This is a genomic window from Streptomyces sp. NPDC054956, assembly GCF_053609185.1.
The window spans coordinates 1-15,873 of the sequence record NZ_JBSGXB010000178.1 but is presented as its reverse complement, the minus strand read 5'-3'; the positions used below and the strand labels follow the sequence as shown (position 1 = coordinate 15,873).

The 15,873-nt window shown below is 69.1% G+C and carries 17 protein-coding genes; 9 read left to right on the top strand and 8 right to left on the bottom strand.

What is annotated here, in order from left to right; all coding sequences use genetic code 11:
• Window positions 1-247: 247 nt before the first annotated feature.
• The 8 genes from ACWGDE_RS24840 to ACWGDE_RS24805 all read right to left on the bottom strand — a co-directional run bounded on the left by ACWGDE_RS24840 (window position 248) and on the right by ACWGDE_RS24805 (window position 8,622).
• On the bottom strand, window positions 248-436 hold the full coding sequence (locus ACWGDE_RS24840; RefSeq protein WP_453391228.1) for a hypothetical protein: 189 nt from the start codon (window positions 434-436) through the stop codon (window positions 248-250).
• Between the two features lie 17 nt (window positions 437-453).
• Complete coding sequence (locus ACWGDE_RS24835; RefSeq protein ID WP_453391227.1) at window positions 454-885, bottom strand: DUF3307 domain-containing protein; 432 nt, start codon at window positions 883-885, stop codon at window positions 454-456.
• Window positions 886-983: 98 nt separating this feature from the next.
• On the bottom strand, window positions 984-1,724 hold the full coding sequence (locus tag ACWGDE_RS24830; protein ID WP_453391226.1) for a hypothetical protein: 741 nt from the start codon (window positions 1,722-1,724) through the stop codon (window positions 984-986).
• A 258-nt stretch (window positions 1,725-1,982) separates the two neighbouring features.
• Window positions 1,983-2,411 (bottom strand): hypothetical protein, encoded by a 429-nt coding sequence (locus ACWGDE_RS24825; protein WP_453391225.1) that lies wholly within the window; start codon window positions 2,409-2,411, stop codon window positions 1,983-1,985.
• Entirely contained in the window at window positions 2,408-3,187 is a 780-nt protein-coding gene (locus ACWGDE_RS24820; protein WP_453391224.1) for a ParA family protein, read from the bottom strand. Before ACWGDE_RS24820 ends, ACWGDE_RS24825 begins: the two co-directional genes overlap by 4 nt.
• A gap of 125 nt (window positions 3,188-3,312) precedes the next feature.
• On the bottom strand, window positions 3,313-3,507 hold the full coding sequence (locus ACWGDE_RS24815) for a hypothetical protein (RefSeq protein ID WP_453391223.1): 195 nt from the start codon (window positions 3,505-3,507) through the stop codon (window positions 3,313-3,315).
• Between the two features lie 385 nt (window positions 3,508-3,892).
• On the bottom strand, window positions 3,893-7,558 hold the full coding sequence (locus ACWGDE_RS24810) for a DUF927 domain-containing protein (RefSeq protein WP_453391222.1): 3,666 nt from the start codon (window positions 7,556-7,558) through the stop codon (window positions 3,893-3,895).
• A 314-nt stretch (window positions 7,559-7,872) separates the two neighbouring features.
• Window positions 7,873-8,622 (bottom strand): GntR family transcriptional regulator, encoded by a 750-nt coding sequence (locus ACWGDE_RS24805; RefSeq protein ID WP_453391221.1) that lies wholly within the window; start codon window positions 8,620-8,622, stop codon window positions 7,873-7,875.
• Between the two features lie 214 nt (window positions 8,623-8,836).
• On the opposite strand from ACWGDE_RS24805, the gene ACWGDE_RS24800 reads away from it, so the two are divergent.
• The 9 genes from ACWGDE_RS24800 (at window position 8,837) to ACWGDE_RS24760 (ending at window position 15,399) form a co-directional block, all read left to right on the top strand.
• Window positions 8,837-9,403, top strand: a complete 567-nt coding sequence (locus ACWGDE_RS24800) for an RNA polymerase sigma factor (protein ID WP_453391220.1) — start codon at window positions 8,837-8,839, stop codon at window positions 9,401-9,403.
• 94 nt (window positions 9,404-9,497) lie between these two features.
• On the top strand, window positions 9,498-9,698 hold the full coding sequence (locus ACWGDE_RS24795) for a hypothetical protein (RefSeq protein WP_453391219.1): 201 nt from the start codon (window positions 9,498-9,500) through the stop codon (window positions 9,696-9,698).
• Window positions 9,699-9,701: 3 nt separating this feature from the next.
• Entirely contained in the window at window positions 9,702-10,025 is a 324-nt protein-coding gene (locus tag ACWGDE_RS24790; protein WP_453391218.1) for a hypothetical protein, read from the top strand.
• Window positions 10,025-10,192, top strand: coding sequence for a pRL2-8 (locus ACWGDE_RS24785; RefSeq protein WP_453391217.1), 168 nt, complete (start codon window positions 10,025-10,027; stop codon window positions 10,190-10,192). The genes ACWGDE_RS24790 and ACWGDE_RS24785 overlap by 1 nt, the downstream gene beginning before the upstream one ends.
• A 5-nt stretch (window positions 10,193-10,197) precedes the next feature.
• Window positions 10,198-10,497, top strand: a complete 300-nt coding sequence (locus ACWGDE_RS24780) for a hypothetical protein (RefSeq protein ID WP_453391216.1) — start codon at window positions 10,198-10,200, stop codon at window positions 10,495-10,497.
• A gap of 87 nt (window positions 10,498-10,584) precedes the next feature.
• Entirely contained in the window at window positions 10,585-10,968 is a 384-nt protein-coding gene (locus ACWGDE_RS24775) for an RRQRL motif-containing zinc-binding protein (protein WP_453391215.1), read from the top strand.
• A gap of 11 nt (window positions 10,969-10,979) precedes the next feature.
• A complete protein-coding gene (locus tag ACWGDE_RS24770) occupies window positions 10,980-11,372 on the top strand; it encodes a hypothetical protein (RefSeq protein WP_453391214.1) in 393 nt (130 codons plus the stop codon).
• Between the two features lie 67 nt (window positions 11,373-11,439).
• A complete protein-coding gene (locus tag ACWGDE_RS24765) occupies window positions 11,440-12,498 on the top strand; it encodes a conjugal transfer protein (RefSeq protein ID WP_453391213.1) in 1,059 nt (352 codons plus the stop codon).
• A gap of 420 nt (window positions 12,499-12,918) precedes the next feature.
• Complete coding sequence (locus ACWGDE_RS24760; RefSeq protein WP_453391212.1) at window positions 12,919-15,399, top strand: hypothetical protein; 2,481 nt, start codon at window positions 12,919-12,921, stop codon at window positions 15,397-15,399.
• Window positions 15,400-15,873: the final 474 nt, after the last annotated feature.

Genomic DNA, 15,873 nt, shown 5'->3' with positions numbered 1-15,873 from the left:
GCCCGACTTTCCAGGGTGCGAAGCACCCTGGGCCGCTCCTTTTGAATTCGCGGAGCGAATTCCCCGCCTCGGAATTGTAGCGCAGCGGAAATTCCATTCGGTCGCAGACCGAATTGGAAAGCGCGCAGCGCTTGATTTCATTTCGCGACAAAAAAGCCGCAGATTTCGAATCGGAGTTTTTCCGAATTCGAAATCTGCGGCAATTCGAGGCGAATTGAATTGTTTTTCAGTGGCCGACGAATCGGACTTATCGGGAGATAGCGACTGTCCATTCGTCGCCGCGCCGGTGGATGCTCGCTCCGGGGAGGCTGATCTCCCCCTGCGCGGACCCGATCCCCAGGGTGTCGGCCTCGGCCAGGAGGTCCACGATCTTCTGTGCGATCTGCTGTGCGCGCTCCTCGCGCTGGCGGAGCTGCTCGGCGGTGCCGGTGAACATCAGGGTCTCCTGCGGGGTCAGAGGGCGGCGAGGAACAGTGCGGCGGCGCCGAGGACGAGAGCGTGCGCGGTCTGGTCTACGTGGGCCGCTCCCCCGTGCTGTGCCCATCCCTCCTGCTTGGCGAACGTCATCCAGCGGGCGACGGGCCACCGCCTGTCGATGACGGCATGCGTGGCCCCGATCCAGAGCAGGGCGCCGGCGGTGGGGGCGAGGCTGAGGGCGACGTCGTCCAGGAGCAGGGCGCCGAGGCCGAGGGCCAGGCCGCACAGCAGGACGTGGGTGGCGGCGTGGGTGAGGTTGGCGCCCCAGCCGTGGTGGTGGCGTACGGCCTTGGAGGCGGTGTCTACCTCGGTCCATCCGGCCTTGCGGGCGGCCTGCCGGTCGGTCTGGCAGGGGTAATCCGCGGCCCAGTGCCCGAGGAGCAGCAGGACGAAGAGGGATGCGAACATGGGGGTCTCCGGTTCTGTGTGGCAGTTCTGGGGACGGGGCGGTCCGTTCGGTTGGCACTGGCGGACCGCCCTTTTGCACGTTCTGGGGCGAGGGGGAGTCAGCTCTCCTGGGCGCGCGGCGTGTTGCAGCAGTGGCAGAGCAGGGTGTCGTTGGGGCCGTTCCAGGTGTCGCACTCAGGGCAGTGCCAGCGGCTGGAGCGGTTCTGGGCGGAGTGGTCGGGGAACGCGACCGGCTCGCTGTCCGGCGCCACGGTCGGGGTGCCGTAGAACCCGTCCTCCGGGTTCTGGGTGTGGCTCCGGTGGATGCGGTAGCGGTCCTCGTCGTCCGTGGTCAGCAGCGGGTCGGTCGGGAACGGCGGGTGTCCGCACGCCTGGCAGTACTCGCGATCCTGCGGGCCGCCCTGGAGCGCCCAGTTCTCCCAGACGCTGGGCCGCTCCTTGCCGTTGAGGATGACGCCGAGGCGGCTCTGGGCGGTGGACTTCTTGACGTCCATCGCCAGGGCCAGGTCGTTGAGCGTGCCGCCCAACTCCTTGTGCCGGCGCACGGCCATGTCCCGGATGCCTTGGAGCCGGGGCAGGAGGCGGTGGTCCATGTCGCTGATGACGCGCCACAGCCGCTGGTGGGTGACCTCGGCAGAGCTGGGGTCGATGTCGAGCGGGCCGCGGGCGTTGCTGCCGGTGCGGAACATCGACAGGGCCCACAGGGCGGTGTCGAACCAGTCGGCCAGCATCTCGACCTCGCCGCTGAGCGCGCGGGCCTCCTGGGGCGGAAGGCTGATGATGATGTCCAGCCCGCCGTTCTTCGCGTTCTCGCCGCTGCGGTAGCCGATGGTCTCCACGGTGCCTCCCGAGTCCGGGGGGTACGAAACTTCGTACCCCCTCCGATGAGTCCCAAGGTACGAAGTTTCGTACCCCCCGTCAAGGGGTTCTACTGACGTCGTGGACTCATGGACTCGTGACGTCACGAACGACCTGCAACGGAGCCTCACCCAGACCCCGAAACGGGCCTGTTTCCCCAGGTCAGGGCCGCAACGCTGCTCGCGTTGCGGCCCTGTGTTGCAAGCCCTGTTGCACACGCTGTTGCACAGGTCAGAGGCTCACCGGAGCCGCTTGAGCAGCGCCTTCTTCGTCGCGTCGTGCTCCCGGGCAAGCCGGATCAGTTCGCGGAACACCTCGGCTTTGTCGAGGGTCCGGCGCCCGGCGTCCTGGCGGAGCTCCAGCACGAACCAGTCGATCTCGCTGGACTCTTCGGGGTCGAACCGGATCGTGGTCGGTACGGCATCGGCCGCTGCCGGTGCGGCCCGCCGGCCCCCGCGGCTCCGCCCAGGCCGGGACTGAGCAGCAGAGGCAGCGCTGCCTGTCCGCTGCTCGGCCTGCTGCTCCTGCTGCTCTTCTTGCTGCTGCTCGCCGCGCGGAGGGAGGTCCGCGACCGGCACGTCGTCATCCCGGAGCCTGCGCATGTGCTCCAGGCTCGCGTCCAGGCTGCCCATGTCCGGCGCGCTCGTGGTCTTGCGTGCTGCACTCACGAGGCGAGCACCACCTTGGCGAGGTCCCGGTACCAGCCCGACGCCTCGCACTTGGGGTCCCACTCCAGCACGGGCACCTTCTCCCGCCACGCCTTCGTGATGTCGGTCCGCTTCTTGATCTCGGCGATGACCGCCGGCTCCTTCATGCTCCGGAACGCCTCCAGCATCGAGGCGACGATCGAGCCGTCCCGGATGTCGAAGCGGCTCGGGACCAGGCCGAGGATGTCGATGCGGGCCTGCATCTCCTCGGAGAGCAGCGCGACCTGACGCAGGAGCAGGCGGAGCGCGCGGATGCTGGAGTCCTCGGCCTCCACCGGCACGATCAACCCCCCACGGCGCCCAGGGCGCCGGCGGGCCGCCATCAGCGCGCACTCGGCGCCGATCCCGAGGGAGGGCGGTGCGTCGATGAGGCAGGCGTCGTAATCGTCCTCGAACTCCTCGAGGAGCCGGGCGAGTCGCATCTCCCGGGCGTTGGCCTGGTACAGCCCCTTGTCCAGCATGAACATGTCCATGTTCGTGGGCAGGACGTGCAGCCGCTCGCGGTAGGTGGCGACGAGTTCGTGAGGGTCGCCCTTCCAGGCGCCCAGCACCCAGCCCTTCATCGTCCGGTCGTCGGGCGACTCGGGCAGGCCCAGGGCCTCGGTCAGGTGGCCCTGGGGGTCCCAGTCCACCAGCAGAACCCGCCGGCCTTGCTCGGCGAGGGCCGCACCCAGGTTGATGGTGTTGGCGGTCTTGCCGACACCACCCTTCTGGTTCGTGAGCGAAAAGATGTCCATGAGGGGCAGCGTAGGGCCTGCTGACGGCCTTTTGGTGACGTCACGAACCCACGACCCCACGACTCCACCTACGATGGAAGAGCGGGCCCGTACTCCCCTTCCTGGGGTACGGGCCCGCTCTGTGGTCAGAGGCTCGGAGTGATGTAGTCGGAGTTCCCGATGTCCACCGCGTCGGCGAACCCGGAGCCCTGGTCGTAGAGCTTGGCGATCATCTCGACTGCGGCGGCTTCCCTGCCCTGGTCCAGGTGCTTGAGGAAGGTAATGACGTCCTCGCCCTGAAGGGTGCCCTTCACCACCCCGGTCCACCTGCTGCTGCTCATCTGCCAGGTCCCTGGAATTTTGATCTCTGCGGAGGAGGGAGCGTCGCTGTAGTCCTTCTCCTCCTCCGCCTCCTCTTCGAGATCCTCTATCCCCGGCAGGGAGTCCTGAGCCCCGGAGGGAACGGGCCCCCTGGCCGGAGGCGGGGGAGGCGGAGGAGGCGGAGCCTCACCCGGGCCCTCTCCCCCTGGTGCCTCGGAGGCCGGCGGCTCAGGCTTCTTCCCCTTCCTGCTGAACACCCGCGCCGCCCGCCGCAGCAGGCCAGGCTTGGGCTCCGCCGGTGCGGCCTGGCCACCGGCTTCGGGCGCCGGGGCCGAGCCTTCCTGGGAGGGTTCCTGGGGCTCGTCACCGCCCTTGCGGCCGAAGATCCGTCCGATGATGCCCATCTCAGCTCTCCTTCGCGCTCAGGTAGTTGGCCAGGGCCTTGGGGACCGTCTTGCCGCTGTCGATCGCGGGCAGCAGTTCGCCGAACGGGGCGGTGTGCTCGGGCTTCCACTGGCCGCCCTTGGTGCCCAGCTTCATCGAGGCCGGGGCCGCCAAGACCGGGTCGGCCTCGTCCGAGGCGAGGGTGACTGCGTCCACCTTCAGGCTGAGCGGTGCCTGGCCGCTGTCGGCGAACTGGGCGATGTCGCGGTAGGTGTTGGCCAGGGCGAGGTCGAGGATCATCTCCGCCCAGTCCGGGCGCCAGTAGATGTCTCCCGCGAACAGGGCCTGGCCGGTGGGGTCGCTGTGGTCCTTCTGGGGCCCCTCAGTGCGGCCGAGGTAGCCGCGGAAGGACTGGTAGAGCTTGCCGACGACCTGCTTGGCGTACCGGGCGCCAGGGTGACCGGCGTCCTGCGCCGCGAGGATGCGCTCACGGGACAGGCGGAGCTTGTCGTACATCCCGTACAGCGCGCGCTTGGAGGTCGTCCAGACCCATGCCTCGGTCACCTCGGGTGCCCAGCCGGGGAAGCGGTCCTGGAGCAGGCCCACGGCCGGGGTCCGGGCCCAGTGCCCGCCATCCTCGGCCTCCAGGAACCGAAGTTCCGGCAGCATCTCGGTGGCCGTGTCGGGGAGGTTGGCCAGGCGCCAGTACCCGGCCTTGTTCGCCTTGAAGCCGGTGCCCTGGGGGTAGTGGGTGGGGTCACCGATGCCGAGCCAGGCGGAGCCGAGCGCGGCGAGCCAGGCCGCGTTCTTGTCGTACTGGTGGATCCACTGGAGCTTGCGCTCGCCGTCGCCGATGGCCTGCGGGTCGCGGCTCCACTGCATGTTGATCAGCGCGGGCAGCGTGCTCACGACGGGCACCTGCCGGTTGCGGATCGCCTCCGAGACGACGTCCTCGCGCCGGTCGCCCCCGGCGAAGTCGATCGCGGTGGCGTTCGGCTTCAGGTAGTACGGGTGGACCTTCGGCCACTCAGCACTGCCGTGCTGGGTGGCGAGCAGGTAGACCATCAGCGAGTCCAGCAGGATGGCCGGGGTCGCGGCCGCGCCCCACCCGGCACGGTCCTTCTCGGCGGTGCTGTCGAACCGGTCCTCGTACAGGGGGAACGCCAGCGACAGGCGCCGGCCGTCGGCGGGCTTGAGCGTCACCCAGGCGGACAGGCCCCCGCCCTGGACCACGAGGGACGAGCCGGACCCGGGCGTCACCCAGGCGTGCGCCGAGGGGCTCTGGGGACCCTTGTACGAGACCAGGTCGGCCACCCGGTCCGCGTACGTCGGCAGCTCCAGCGCGGTCGCGGCCTCCTCGTGCACCCACAGGGTCTTCAGCCCGTACTGCCGCATCAGCTCCGGCACCTCGTCCACGTTGCCCGGCAGCGGCACCGCCACGGGCTTGTGGTTGGGCAGGTACATGTACCCGTTGCCCAGGACCCCGAAGGCCAGTGCGCTCGCGGTCGTGCCCTTCGCCTTCATGGCCAGCTTCAGGAACTCCGCGTCGAACCCCTCGTCACCCGGCTGATACATCCCAGCCGGAGCCCACGGGTGACGCCCCGCCGTGGCCGGCGCCTGGGCGACGGCCACGTGCTCCTGGTCCTCGTTCTGCTCCGCCTCGGAGAACCCGGGGATGTCCTCGTAGACCTCCTCCGGCGACGTCGCCGGAGCCGGGATGGACAGGGTCGGTTCGGGGGTCGGTACCCCCTCGCGTGTAATGGTGAACAGCGAAAGGGTCGGTCCGGTCGGTCCGGTCGGTCCGTCGCAGGTCAGAGGCATGTTTTCCGGACCGACCTGGGTCGGTCCGGGGGTCGGTCCGGGGGTCGGTCCGCACGGGAACTTGGTCGGTCCGCCCCCTTCCGGAGCGTCCTCAGGGTCGAAGTGCTCGGCTGCCTTGTTGATGTTGAAGAGGTGCATCCGGCGGGGCATGGTCGAGGTCTTTTCCCGCAGAGCCTTCGGGGTCTGCCGCTGGGCGTTCTTGCCGTCACCCCGGATGTGGACCCCGAGGTCGTCCAGGACGCGCAGGGCAGCGGTCAGGTTGTCGATCCCGGCATCCTCGGCGGCCTGGCGCACGACCGGGTCGGTCACCCACAGGTGGCCCGCTGCCGAGTTGTGGAACCCGCGCAGCTTGGTCCTGCCCTCCTCCGCGACGGCCAGGAGCTGTTCCATCTCGGGGAAGGTCGCGGCCTCGATGCGCAGGGAGTCGAGCTGGGTCCAGAGCCGCTCGCAGTCCGGGACGTTGGCCTCGGCAGCGACCTCGATGGCGGTGTTGAGCCGCGCGAGTGCCTCGGCCTCGGCGGCTTCACCCAGGCCGGGAACGCCGATGGCTTCGCCGAGCATGTGGGCGCCGACGACCCAAGCCATGTGGAGTTCCGCGATCGTCGCGGAGATACCGCCGGTGGCCGGGCGGTTCTTCGCGGTCAGCTCCAGGTGCAGCTTCTTGAGCTGGGCCAGGTTCTTCGCGTGGAACATGTCCTTGCGGATCGCCCACTCCAGTGGCCACCCGCCGAAGTTCTTCGCCAGGCGCTTGAGCCGCTTGGCGACGTGCTCGGCGCCGTGGTGGCCGGCGGGCGCGGGGGAGCCGTCCGCGAGGACCATCCGGTCCGGGTAGAAGGGGGCGCTGATCTCCTGGAGCCGAGTCGCGAGGTCTTCGGTCTGACCCGCGAACTTGAGCTGTTCGTTGGAGGTGGAGAGCAGGAGGGAGAGCCAGAACCCGTCGCTCTCGCGCGGAGAGCCGTCGGCGGTGCCCATCGCGCGGACCGCCCCGGAGACCATCTGGGAGATCTCCCGCGCGGACTCCTTGATGCTCCGCCCGGAGGAGCTGTGCTCGTCCAGGCCGAGGGGCAGGAAGCCGCGCATCCTCAAGCTCTGGGTGATGCCCTGCTTGCTGCTGTTCCAGGTCATCATGAGCTGCTGGCGCCGCGGCTTGAGGTCGCCCAGGATCGCGCAGGCCACGGTCATCACGGTGCTCTTGCCCTGCTGGCCGGGCCCGTAGCAGTTGAGCACGTGGGCCAGGACGTCCAGGGAGTCCAGGATCGGGCCGACCATCATGGCGCCCAGGACCAGCGCCGACTTTCCGTCCATCGTGGTCCAGGCGACGATCTCCTCCCACGCCTCCCGGGCCTCTTCCTCGGAGCCACGCAGGACGCGGTACCCGAGGGTCTGGGCCTCGGCGGAGGGGAAGACGAGGGACCCTTCCTCGTCGTAGTAGGTCCGGGCCGGGATGACGTTGGCGTCCTCGCCCTCCTCGCGGATCAGGCGCGCGTACGCGTGTCGCTCGTCGTTGCCGGTAGGCCGGCGGAACCCGATTTTCGCGGCCCAGGTGCCACGGTCCAGCTCGTCCTCGTTGACGATCCGGGCCCGCCGCTGGCGGTGCCCGAGGACGAGGTACTCGATGCGGATGCTCTCGCCGTCGTCGGTGAGGTGCGAGATCTGGCCGATGACCTTCGGCACACGCCCGATCGCCAGGGGCGCGGACTCGGCGTTCTGCTGGTGGACGATCATGCGGTCGGCGGGCCGGTAGAACCAGCCCTTCTTCATCCCCGCGACCGGTCGGCACCCGGCCGGGGCCCCGTCCCGCTCCAGGTTCGAGACCGTTCCACCGCCCTTCTGGGCGGGCACTGCGGCGGGCTTGGTAAGTCCCACTGAGGTGGTGCCTTTCCGGCCTGCCACCCGGGTACGCAGGACAGACGTCACTCTCGTGACGTCACGAGTGGTGAAGACAGCGCTTCACCACTGCCCTACACTCGGCAGCAGACCTATCTCGGTCGCCGCATTGCCCTTCTCCGGGACTTCGACTCGGCTTGAGGCTTCGAACCCTCTTGCAGAGCCCGGGTGGGGCTTGCGGCTTTTTTGCGTTTACTGATCTTGTTTGCGGTTCGATGCAGCCTACTCCGAGTAGCGGACACGCTCACCGTCGGTAGGGACACCACTCACGCGTACGGCTGATCAGGGACGGATCAGCTCAGGTCCCAGGTGTAGGACAGGTCCCAGAGGTGCACCGGCATGACGTGCACCGTGACCTCTACGCACCTGCCTTCGGCGGTCTGAGCGGCGTGAGTCAGTTCGTAGACCCGCGCGTCACCCGGAAGCTTGAGCTGCTGCTGCTCCTGCTCGGTCGGGATGCGGACGCCGATGGTCTCGGTGACCGTTGCCTGGCGGTTCTCGGTCTCACCCATCCGGCTGATGATGCCGCCGGTCCCGCTGTCAACGTCGGTGACGCCAGCGGCGGTGGCCACGTCCGACGGGATGTAGGTGATGGCTACCTGGACCGGGGTGTCGTTCGCGAACATCTCCCGTGACCGGGTGGCGACCTGCGCGCCGGCCTCGATGCCGAGGAGACGCGCGACCTTCTCAGGTGCGGCCTGCTGGCCGGGTTCCGTGGTCCACCGGGGCTGGAGCCCGTGCTGGCGGATCTCCGCGTCGAACGCGCCACGAGCGCCTTGGGCCTCACGGAACGCGGCGGTGTAGCGGGTCGGAACCTGTCGAAGGATCACGGGGATGGGCTGCACAACTGCCTTCTTTCCTCGCCGGATGAGTACGCCCTCGGCCATCAGGTGGGTGACTGCCTTGTTCACGAGAGCCCTGCTGCTGCCGAAGGCGTCTGCCAGTTCGGTCTCGGAGGGAAGAGCTGCACCCGGCTCCTGACCCGCGACGAAGGCGCGCAGGGTCTTGATGGTTTCGGGAAGGCTCGGCTTCTCGCTGGTCATGTGTCTTCTCCTGATGCGATGGGTTACGCGTCAACGTAGCACTTGCTGCCACATTATCCCGTCACCCGAGCGATGCTGATGTCATCGCTTGCATTGTTACACAATAGCTGTCACTGTGATGACGAACGAGGACGGCCCTGGGTCGGTGTGCAACCACCGTGCCCAGGGCCTGAGAGCGAACCCGACTGCATGCACAGAAGGGATCGGTCCTGTCATGGATCGTATCGACGCACACCTGACATCTCCGCAGGCAGAGCCGCTGTCGAAGGCATCTGCCGACCGCCTTGAGCGGCTCTTCCGCCTCTACAACCGGCGCCTGGTCGCCCTGGCCGTGCCGCTCACGAACGACCCGGCCACGGCCGAGGACGTCGTGATGGCCGCCTGGGTCAAGGCCGCTGGCAGCATCCACCAGCTCCGTGCCGAGGACGCCGAGGCGTTCGGCTGGCTCGCGGTCCTGACCCGCCACGCGGTGAGCGACTTCTACAAGGTCAGCCGCAACCGCGAGATCCCCCGGGACTGGGCGGACGCCGTGACGTCCTTCCCGCTCCCGGCCGCGCCGGCCGCCGAGGACGTCGCCCTGGCCGAGCCGGAGCAGGAACTGCCCGAGCAGCTGGCCGCCGCCGTCGCCGCGCTCCCCGCCGAGGACCAGGACGTCGTCCTCCTCCGCGCCGAGGGAATGCCGTACGCCGCCGTCGCCGGACACGTCGGCCGCGGGGACGCCTTCGCCTACACCCACTTCCACCGCGCGGTCGGCCAGCTCCGGCTCGCGCTGGCCGGGTGATCCCCATGGCCGACGAAGACCTCAGCCGCAAGGTCAAGGAGACGAACACCAACTCCAGCGGCAACAAGTCCGGCAAGAACCCCGGGGTGATCGCGTGAGCATCCGCCGCGAAACCGCCGAGGACGACTACCTCCGCACGCACGGCCTGATGGCCTCGCTCGGTGGCTCGCTCAACCCGCCGTACGTCGAGACCGACCCGGAGCGCCAGCGCTTTGAGGAGGTCATCGCCCACGCCCTGTACGTCAACGAGTCTGCTAACCCGCCCGCCGGCCACGGCTACCCGAAGAGGGGCTGACCCATGAGCAACAGCAAGAGCGAGATCCGCCGCCTGGACCGTGTGCTGCACATCGCGACCACCCGCCTCGAGGCGGTCCGGCGCCGGGACATGGACGGACTGCTCCCCGGAGAGCAGGCGCGGGTCGCGGGGAACGTCGGGGTCATCTTCGCGAAGGCCACCCGCTACAAGTCCTCGCCGAGGGCCGAGCGTGGCATCGAGACGATCTGGGCGAACGCCGAGGCCCGGCTCCTCGCGGAGATCGGCGCGGCGCAGACGGCCAAGGCGGAGATCCTCCACCAGGACGCGAAGGCCAAGGTCGCGAAGAAGTCCAGCGGGTGGTGGTGATGCCGCCGAGGAAGGCGCTGAACCCGCCCCGCGGCGAGTGCCGCCAGTGCTGGTTCCACGCCTACGCCAGCAGGGAGGCCCACGCGGGCCTGGCCCCGCGCGAGGACTGCCCGGACTGCGTGCAGCACATGACCACCGGCCACCCCGACCAGATGATCGTCAGGTGAGGGACATGAAGGACATGATCGCGTTCCCGCTCTTCTACCTCGCCGCCTGGGCGCCCGAGGTCGTCTCCGCCGTCCTCGGCGTCGGCCTGGTCGTCGGCCTCGGCCACCAGGACATGCCGCTCCCCGCCGGCCTCACGCTCCTGGCCCTCGCGCTCATCGGGGCCCTCGCGATCCACCTGGCCGTCGGCCTCCCGCTCCTGCGGATGAGCACGGGCGGCCACCGCACCATCCAGGACGCCTGCAACGAGGCCGCCGAGGCGGTCGCGGACTGGGCCGGGTGGGATGCCCCGGACGACAACCCGTGATCCGTTCTCTTCCCCGTGGTGACGTCATGGCGACACGACGTCATGACGTCACCACAACCCACTGACCAGCAGACAGGAGGTGTTCCGGTGAAGTTCTTCGACCCGACCGGCGAGACGTACGGGCTTCCGACCTACCCGCGAAAGCTCGCCCCCGAGGGCCTGGCCACCCGCCGCCAGCTCCGTGCCCAGGGCCTTCGCCCCGGCGGTCAGCCGGTCTTCGCCCAGATCCTGTGGCTCGGCCGGCGCCCGCCCGGCGCGACCGAGCGCCTGGTCCGCGCCGCCTACCTCTACCGCCTCGACCTCGCCGCCGCCGTCCGGCCGATGACCCCCGGCCGGTGGCGTGCCCACCGCGCCATGATGCGCGCCCGCCGGACCTGTCCGGTCTGCCTGGTCACCTACCCCTACGTCATTCCGACCTCCCTGGGCTGCTGCTCCGGGTGCGCCGATCACCCGGCCGTTCTCGCGGCCTGAAGGAGAACACCGTGGACACCAACCCGATCCCGTACACCTCCGGCCCGTTCCCCGCGATCCCGCCCGGCGTGACCGTTGGCTACACCCCGCAGGGGCAGCCGGTCTACCTCCCCCAGACCGGGGCCCAGGCGCCGATCGTCGTGCAGATGCCGACCCAGCCGGTCCCGGCCTGGATCCGCAACGGCCTCCTCGTCGCGGTGGGCCTGCTGATCCTGTGCACCCCCGCCACCGTCCTCCTGGTCGTCGCCGCGCCGGCCATCGCGGCCATGGGCCAGGCCATCGCGTACGGCGGGATCGGCATCGGCATCGCGGTCATCGGGGTCGCCGCCGCCATCAAGGAACTCCGCGTCACCCCCCGGGCCCCGCGCCCGGTCCGCACCGTCCGCCGCACGAAGAAGAGCTGATCAACCCCACCTCATGACGTCACGAGCCCACGAGCCCGCGACGTCACCAGATGCGAAAGGAACCACCGTGAAGAACACCCTGACCGGCACCCAGCGGGCCGTCCTGGGCCTGGCCCTGGTCCCGATGGTCGCCGTCGGCATCGCGGGCGGCATCGGCACCTACTCCAACATCTCCGCCGCCTACGGGGAGGGCACCGCGATCGGCGCCCTGGCCGCCGGCGAAGGCGCCACCGCCGTCCTGGCGTTCCTCCTCCTCGGCCTGACCCTGCTCGGCCAGTCCTCCCCGCTCATCATCCGCATCGGCCTGTGGGCCCTCCCGGCCGTCGCCGCCGTCATCGGCGCCACCGCCGCGACCGAGGGCCTCGGCCAGACCATCGTCTACGCCGCCACCCCCATGGCCATCACGGCCGCCGCCGAGGGACTCGCGTTCCTCGTCCGCCGGATCGTCGTCCACCAGGAGGGCCGCGACGTCGAAGCCGAGACCCGGGCCGCCGCCGTCATCCGGGACCTCGCCTACCACCAGGCCCGCGCCGCCGCCCACCCTGACGAGAAGACCCGGCAGAAGTCCGTCCTGCGCTCGTGGAAGCTCGCGGCGAAGGTGGGCACCGGCGACACGGTGCTGGGCACCCAGCTCCTGGACGTCCAGCGCACCCGCATCCTCGGCGGTGCCGACGTCGCCCTGGAGCGGATGTTCCAGCCCGCCATCACGGCCGCGCCCGCCCTGCTCGCAGCACCCGCCACCGAGGCCCCCGCCATCCTTCCCCCGTCCGTTGGTGACGTCACGACGTCAGGAGCCCACGAGCCCACCATCCAGGCGGAGACCAGCGGATATCCGCTTGAAACCGGCCCTGACCAGGGCGGAGAGTCTCGAAGTGTCCGCCCGCCGCTCTCGATCGTCCGTACGGCCAAGGCCAAGACCCAGAGCATGAACGCCGACGTCAAGCAGATGCTCGCGGACGGGGTCTCCGACCTCACCTACGTCCTGGACGCCGTCGCCACCCGCCACAACCGCAACCCCGAGGACCCCCGGTTCCGCCAGACCGTCACCCGCTACTGGCGCGACGCCACCGCCACCCAGACCGCCCAGGCGGTCAACGAGGCGGACCGACCCGGCCCCTACCTGTAGCCCGCCCGCCGGGAGTGTCCATGGACAGTCCATGGACACTCCCGGCCATATCCCCAGGTCAAGGCGCTGGGTAAGCCCAAGGCTTACCTGGGCAAGCCCCCGCCCTCGGGAAATGGGCAAGCCTCCGGAGCTTGCGGGCAAGCCTCGGGATCTTGCGGGCAAGCCCTGTCCGGTCTGTAGAAGAAAGTCGGGTCGAACTGTCACACCGACCCCTACTTCGACCACCCGTACCAGATGAAGGGCCCTGCTCTCCGGACTCCCTCCACAGGAGGACGGCAGCAGGGTGTCAGTCCCGCAAGGGAAGATCGCCCACACCCGGGCGGTCTCCAGTACCGGGGATTCGTCCGCCCGGCAGGTCGCGTCCTGCCAGATCACACCTGCCGGGCGGGCGGGTTCCCTCCACGAGTCGAGGGGAACTCCGTGCACAGCATGACCGTCGCCCTAGCGGCGTACACCACCCCGCTGCCGGACCCGGCAGCCGACACCGGACAGGACAGCCCGGTCGCCACCGCGTTCATGACCGTCTGGGACTGGGCCGAAGCGCGCGTCCCCGGCGGCAGCATCACCATCCTCGCGGTCCTGTGGTGCGTCGGCGCCGGCGCGAAGAACCTGGAGAAGTGGAAGGGCGGGGGCAAGGCCGAGGGGAAGAAGGGCTTCTTCCGCAGCATCGGCAGCTTCTTCGTCGGCCTCTGGGAGGTGCTGGTCACCGTCGCGAAGGTGGTCGCCGGGATCTTCCGCTTCTACACCGGCCGCGAACTGCGCGGCGAGCCCCGCTCCGACGCGGGCTTCTTCCGCGCGGGCACCTACACCGTCCAGACCCGGCCCGCTGGCCTCGTCGCCGACCTCGGCTCCATCGCCATGGCCCCGCCCCGGATCAGCCTGGTCAAGCCCCGGCGCGGCCCGTCCGCCCGCGCCCGCCGCTTCGCCCACTGGATCGACACCTACCAGGGCCGCTCCGCCCGCCTCCTGGACCGCGCCGTCCACGGCGCCCTGCGGGTCGTCGCGCTCACCGGCAAGCTCTGGCGCGCCGCCCAGGCCACCGGACGGTTCTTCCGCCGGATCTACCGCGCCGTCGCCCCGGTCGTCATCGCGGTGTTCCTGGTCCTGCGGATGTGGCACCGCTGGCCCTACGCCCTGCGCGGCCTGGCCCGCCTGGGCCTCACCGCCGGCGCCCTCGGCCTCCTGGTCCCGGCCTGGCGCACCATGACCCTCATCCTGCTGGCCAACGCGTTCGCCGGCCTCGTCGCCATCGCCCAGCGGTGGAAGCCGCGGCCCGCCGGAGACGACGCCGTCTACGGCCCCCGCGTCTGGGCGATCCTGCGGGACGACCTGAAGCTCCCGGAGGAGGAGCTGCGCCAGCAGTGGCTCAAGCTCCCGGAGAAGCTGGGCGCCGAGGGCGCGCGGATCGTCCTGCGCCTCCCCTGGACGTTCCGCGGCTCCCAGTTGGAGAAGGACCAGATCACCTTCCTGCTGAACTCCCGCCTGCCGGGGGAGTGGGTCGGCCGGTACAGCTTCCGCGACGAGGCGTTCACCGCCGTCTACACGCACAAGCCGCCGCCCCCGCCGCCCATCCCGGAGCCCGAGTGCCCGGACCGCGTCTCGTTCTTCGACGCGGACATCCAGGAAGCCATCGCCAACTGCAAAAAGGGCGAGATCGTCATCGGGAAGGACACCTTCGGCCGGATCATCGTCAAGGAGCTGGGCGACGGCGAAACCCCCCACTGGGCGCTGTCCGTCGGTACCGGAGGCGGAAAGAGCGCATTCGCTCAGATGGTAATTGCCCAGCTTATCCGCCAGGGCTACTCAATCATCGCGGCGGACGTCAAGCGCGTGAGCGTCAAAATCTACAACGGACTGCCCGGCTTTTACCTCTACAACGACCCGAAAAACCCGCAGGACATGCGCCGCGCAATCGAGTGGTTCAAGGACGAGATTGACGCGCGGACGTCCGTCAAGGAAGACGAGCCGGACACCGAATTCCCCGGCCTCCTCCTCCTTATCGAGGAGTCCAACGAATTCGCGGACATCTCCCGCGAATGGTGGGACGACAACCGTAAGTCAAAGGCCGATGAAGACGGTCCGGCCGAACGCGCTGCCGATCCCATTTGGGGCTCGGTCGCATCCAGTGCCCGCCTCGGTCGATTCGTCCACGGAAACATCCTCGCCGTATTCCAGGATCTCCGGGACCAGGCATTGGGCGGAAAGGGCCTCCGTAACCTCTTCCGGCTCAAGTTCATGGGCAACTTCAACAGCAACCAGTGGAAGAACGTAATCGGCACAACCCCCATCCCGGAATCCGTCGACAAGGCCGGGCGCATGATGATTGTGGAAGGCAATCACCAGTACTGGGTCCAGACCTGCTATGGCGAGCCCAAGGAGCTCCGGGCCTGGGCCCTGGAGCAGCGCGAGGCCACCGGCTTCGACCCGGCCGCCGGCCTCTTCGGCACCGCGCCCGAGCCCTCCCCGAAGCGCCTCCCGCGGCTCCTGGCCCGCCTATCACGTGATGGGGCCAGGAACGGCCAGAAGGCGCCCCAGGGGGCCTCTGCGGGAGGTCTCACGCACGAAACCGCAGGTCGGCCGTCACACGACGAGGCCGATGTGATGGCCGAAGGGGCCCAGATCACGGACCTTCGTGACCGCCTGCGGGTCATCCCCGGCCAGGGCCGCCCCGGGGCCGGCCACGGCGCCCAGGCCGACCCCACGGCCCCGCCGGTCCTCCTCACCCTGGCCGAGATCTCCCGCCGTCTGGGCCCCACCCAGGGCGTCCCCAAGTACGACACCCTGCGCGCCCACAAGACCCGCCGCGAGGACTTCCCCGAGGCCACCGTCAAGGACGGCAAGGAGCTGTACATGGAATCCCAGATCCTCGCCTACTACCAGGCCCAGACGAAGAACGCGTAACCCGGTGAGTACCGGCACGCGCGTACGGTACTCCTGACCAGCAAAAACACCGTAGCCCCCCTCCAAAGAGGGGGGCTGTTTGCGTGTCCGGAAACCCTCTGATACCTTTCTCGGGAATTCGATAAGCGCACCAAAAGGGGTTGGCAATGACCGGTGAAAAGCCGTGCGATAACTGCGGTGAAATCTGCGGAGACGCGTACTGCGGAAAGTGTCCGCACTGCGGAGGGGAATTGGAAGACGATTACGATAACTGGCCTAATCCGTGCTACAAATGCCGGGAAAAAGAATTCAAGCGGCAATTGCGCGAGCCTCTTCCATTCGACATTTAAAGGCTCCGAGTGCGAAGCGCGAGGAATTCGGATTAAGGTAAAAAGACGTGCCGAATTCCTCGCAGAATTCACCCGAAAAGCGAGGCGCGAAGCGCTGAGCAATTGGGTTTTGAATTCAGAGCGCGCGCAGCGGGCTCCCAAGATC